The following is a 4,410-nucleotide window of genomic DNA, read 5'->3' as shown; positions in this document are numbered from 1 at the left end:
GGTCGGCATGACGCATGCCGGCGTGCTGCACCACTTCGGCTCCAAGCAGAAGCTGCTGCTCGAGGTGCTCGCCTACCGCGACGAGAGCGACGTCGCCGGCCTCGCCGAGAAGCACATCCCCGACGGCCCCGCCCTCTTCCTGCATCTGGTCAAGACCGCGCTCGTGAACGAGCTGCGGCCGGGCATCGTGCAGGTCTACACCGTGCTCTCCAGCGAGTCCGTGACCGACGACCACCCGGCGCGCGGGTTCTTCGAGCACCGGTACGCGAAGCTCAGGGAGGAGGTCTCGGCCGCGTTCGCCGAGCTGTGCGCCCAGGAGGGCGTGACCGGCACCGCGCGCATCGCCACGGCCTCCGCGTCGATCCTCGCGGTCATGGACGGCCTGCAGCTGCAGTGGCTGCTGGACCCGTCGGCCGTGGATCTCGCCGAGGCCAGCGCGTTCGCGATCGAGGCGATCGTGAACGGCGTGCTCCATCCCGGTCCTCCGCTCGAGACGTACGCGCCCGGCGCATCCCCCCGCTGACCGCTCCCCCGCGCCCTCCGGCGGATCCGCCCGGGTGACGGATCCGCGTAGGCTCGGCGCTATGACGATCGACCTCGAAGCGCTGTTCATCGACCTGCACCGCAACCCCGAGCTGTCGTTCCAGGAGACGCGCACGGCCGCGATCGCCGCCGGGCACCTGCGCGACCTCGGGCTGGAGGTCACAGAGGGCATCGGGAAGACCGGGGTGATCGGGGTGCTCGAGAACGGCGAGGGCCCCGTCGTGTGGGCGCGCGCCGACATGGACGCGCTGCCCGTGACCGAGCAGACAGGCCTGGCCTACGCGAGCACCGCGACCGGCATCGATCCGGAGGGCCACGAGGTCGGCATCATGCACGCCTGCGGCCACGACATGCACGTGACCGCGATGATCGGCGCGGTCGAGGAGCTCGTCCGCACCAGGGACGAGTGGTGCGGCACGCTCGTCGTCGTCATCCAGCCCGCCGAGGAGTACGGCGCCGGCGCCCGCGCGATGCTCGACGACGGCGCTCTGGACCGCTTCCCCCGCCCCGACGTCGTCATCGGACAGCACGTCACGCCCTTCCCCGCCGGCATGATCGGCGTCCGGCCCGGCCCGCAGATGTCGGCATCGGACGGCCTGCACGTCGTGCTGCACGGCCGCGGCGGGCACGGATCGCGCCCGCACTCCACGATCGACCCCGTCGTCATGGCGGCCGCGACGGTCATGCGCCTGCAGACCGTAGTCTCGCGCGAGGTGGATCCGCACGACCTCGCCGTCGTGACCGTCGGCGCGATCCACGCCGGCACCAAGAACAACATCATCCCGGCTGAGGCCACGCTCGACCTCAGCCTGCGCTACCCCGACGAGGCCCTGCGCGAGAAGGTCCTGGAGAAGGTCGAGCGCGTCATCAAGGCCGAGGCGATGGCGTCCGGCGCCCTCCAGGATCCGACCATCGAGACCCTGCACACGCTGCCCGCGACGATCAACGACGCCGCGGCAACCGAGCGCGCGACGGCCGCGTTCCGGGAGGCGTTCGGCGACGCGAACGTGATCGACCCCGGCCTGTTCACCGGCAGCGAGGACGTGTCCTGGTTCGCCCGGGACGCCGGCGTGCCGCTCGTGTTCTGGTTCTGGGGCGGCATCGCTCCCGCCCGCTACGCGGTCGCGGTGGCGAACGGCACGGTCGACAGCGAGATCGCCACGAACCACTCGCCGTTCTTCGCGGTCGAGATCCACCCGACGATCGAGGTCGGCGTGCAGGCCCTGACCGTCGCAGCCCGCGAGTTCCTGGACTGACACCCGCCCCCCGTGCCGTGCCGTGCCGGATCGCGCCGTGCCGTGCGACGATCTGCACAGGCCGGGACGATCGGCACACGGATCCGCGCCGACACGTGTGCGGATCGTCGCACCGTGTGCGGATCGTCGCGGGAGGACCGGCAGCGGGAGGCGCTGAGCGGATCCGGCCTCAGACGTCGACGCGGACGGGCGACAGCGCGGCGAGCGGGGCGTGCGCCTCGTGGTGCAGCCGCTCCATGCGCTCGTCGAGCTCGCTCGCGGCGTCGGCCGCCGCGGTGAGGTCGTCCACGAGGTGCGCGGGCACCTGGCCCTGGAACTTGTAGTGGATCTTGTGCTCGAGGCTCGCCCAGAAGTCCATCGCGATCGTGCGGAACTGCACCTCGACGGGCACCATGATCGGGCCGGAGGAGAGGAACACCGGCACCTCGAGGATCGCGTGCAGGCTGCGGTAGCCGTTGGCCTTCGGCGTCGCGATGTAGTCCTTCACGATGCGCACGGTGATGTCGTCCTGCGCGGCGAGCAGGTCGAACAGCCGGTACACGTCGGCGACGAAGCTGCACGTCACGCGCACGCCGGCGATGTCGGTGATGTGCGCGCGGATCGTGTCGAAGTCGGGCTCGATCCCCCGGCGCGCCACCTTCTCCACGATGCTGTCGGGCGTCTTGACCCGGCTCTTCACGTGCTCGATCGGGTTGTAGGAGTGGTGGTGGGTGAACTCGTCGCGCAGGATCGAGATCTTCGTCTCGATCTCGCGCATCCCGAACTCGTACTCGTGCAGGAACCGCTGGAACTCGTCGCGCAGCTCGCGCGCCTCGGACAGGGTCTGGTTCAGCGCATCGTCGTCCAGGGGGGCCATGCTCATGTCTGCGACGCTACGCAAAAGGAGTTCGGATCTCCTGTGTGTTCGTTCTGAGCGGACCGCCGAGTCGCCGAGAGAGCGCTCTCCGAGCCCCCGCGCGTACCCTCTTCTGACACGCCCGGGGCCCGCCGAGGGCAAAGAGTGATGGAACAGTGATGCAACAACCCGCGCGCGAAATTGCATCCGCCCCGTTCCAGGCGTAATTTAGCCGCTCGTGGCAAATGACAGCCGTGAGAGCGCCGACGCCCCGCAGGTAGCCAAACGCATCCTGCTCGGGGAGCCGCTCAGCACAGAGAAGGCGAACGAACAGCTCCTCCCGAAACGGATGGCGCTGCCGATCTTCGCATCCGACGCACTCTCCTCCGTGGCGTACGGCCCGCAGGAGATGCTGATGACCCTGGGGCTCGGCGGTCTGGCGTTCCTCGCCTTCGCGCCATGGGTCGCGGCGGCGGTCGTCCTGCTGCTGATCGTGATCGTGCTGAGCTACCGCAAGCTGATCCAGGCCTACCCCTCCGGCGGCGGCGACTACGAGGTCGCCTCGAAGAACCTCGGCGAGATCCCCGGCGTCGTCGTGGCCGCGGCCCTCCTCGTCGACTACATCCTCACGGTGTCCGTGTCGATCGCCTCCGGCGTGGACAACATCATCTCCGCCGTGCCGCAGCTCGACCCGTGGCGGGTCGAGCTCGCCGTCGGCTTCGTCATCCTCATCGTGGTCGTGAACCTGCGCGGCGTGCGCGAGGCGTCCACCTTCTTCGCGGTGCCGACCTACATCTTCATCGGATCCGTCGGCGTCATGATCGTCACGGGCCTGGTGCGCACCTTCCTCGGCGACGCCCCGATCGCCGAGAGCGCTCAGTACACGATGCACGGCGACCAGCTCGCGAACGCCGCCGTCATCCTGCTCGTGCTGCGGGCGTTCTCCAGCGGCTGTTCCGCCCTCACCGGCGTCGAGGCGGTCTCGAACGGCGTGCAGGCGTTCCGGATCCCGAAGATCCGCAACGCGCAGGCGACGCTCGCGATGATGGGCGGGATCGCGATCCTGCTGTTCACCGGCCTCACCGCGCTCGGCCTGATCACGCAGGTGCACTACGCCGAGGATCCCTGCCGCGACCTGGCCGGCTTCAACTGCGCGCTCCCGCAGCAGTCGCTCATGGCGCAGATCGCCTCCGCCGTGTTCGGCGGCGGATCCCTGCCGTTCTTCATCATCCAGGCGGCGACCGCGTGCGTGCTGCTGCTCGCCGCCAACACGGCCTTCAACGGCTTCCCGCTGCTCGGCGCCGTGCTCGCCCGCGACGGCTACGCGCCCAAGGCGCTGAACACCCGCGGCGACCGCCTCGTGTTCTCCAACGGCATGATCCTGCTCGGCATCGCCGCGATCGGCGTGCTGGTGCTGTTCCAGGCGAACCTGACGAACCTGATCCAGCTCTACATCATCGGCGTCTTCGTGTCCTTCTCGCTCGGACAGGTGGGCATGGTGCGGCACTGGCGGCGCCTGCTGGCCGGCACCAAGGTCATGAGCGTGAAGGAGGCGCAACCCGTGCGCCGCACGGCCTACACGGGCCTTGCGATCAACTCGCTCGGTGCGTCCATGACGATCGCGGTGCTCGTGATCGTCACGATCACCAAGTTCACGCACGGCGCGTGGATGGTGTTCATCGCGATCCCGCTCCTCGCCCTGCTCATGATGGGCGTGAAGCGCTATTACCGCGACGTCGAGCACGAGATCTCGATCGACGACACGACCCACTTCGG

At 69.3% G+C, this 4,410-nt stretch carries 4 protein-coding genes; 3 read left to right on the top strand and 1 reads right to left on the bottom strand.

Going from position 1 to position 4,410, the window contains the following annotated elements:
* Both B7X32_RS18855 and B7X32_RS18850 read left to right on the top strand, forming a co-directional pair.
* A partial coding sequence (locus tag B7X32_RS18855; protein ID WP_292723218.1) for a TetR family transcriptional regulator C-terminal domain-containing protein occupies positions 1-523 on the top strand: 523 nt, incomplete at its 5' end.
* A gap of 61 nt (positions 524-584) precedes the next feature.
* Positions 585-1,799 (top strand): amidohydrolase, encoded by a 1,215-nt coding sequence (locus B7X32_RS18850; protein ID WP_292723215.1) that lies wholly within the window; start codon positions 585-587, stop codon positions 1,797-1,799.
* Positions 1,800-1,968: 169 nt separating this feature from the next.
* On the opposite strand, the gene B7X32_RS18845 is transcribed toward B7X32_RS18850, so the two are convergent.
* The gene (locus tag B7X32_RS18845; protein WP_292723212.1) at positions 1,969-2,661 is read right to left on the bottom strand and encodes a GTP pyrophosphokinase family protein; all 693 of its coding nucleotides are present in this window, start codon (positions 2,659-2,661) and stop codon (positions 1,969-1,971) included.
* Positions 2,662-2,983: 322 nt separating this feature from the next.
* Between B7X32_RS18845 and B7X32_RS18840 the strand changes: the two genes are divergently transcribed.
* Positions 2,984-4,410: APC family permease (locus tag B7X32_RS18840; RefSeq protein ID WP_292723220.1), on the top strand; the 1,427-nt coding region annotated here is incomplete at its 3' end.

The organism is Microbacterium sp. 13-71-7, from assembly GCF_002257455.1.
Classification (GTDB): Bacteria; Actinomycetota; Actinomycetes; order Actinomycetales; family Microbacteriaceae; genus Microbacterium.
Note: the sequence above shows the minus strand (reverse complement) of the source record. Positions and strands in the feature narration are given on the sequence as shown.

Bases quoted from the DNA above. Each gene is read 5' to 3' on its own strand.
- B7X32_RS18850 (WP_292723215.1), top strand. From the start codon at position 585: ATGACGATCGACCTCGAAGCGCTGTTCATCGACCTGCACCGCAACCCC.
- B7X32_RS18845 (WP_292723212.1), bottom strand. From the start codon at position 2,661: ATGAGCATGGCCCCCCTGGACGACGATGCGCTGAACCAGACCCTGTCC.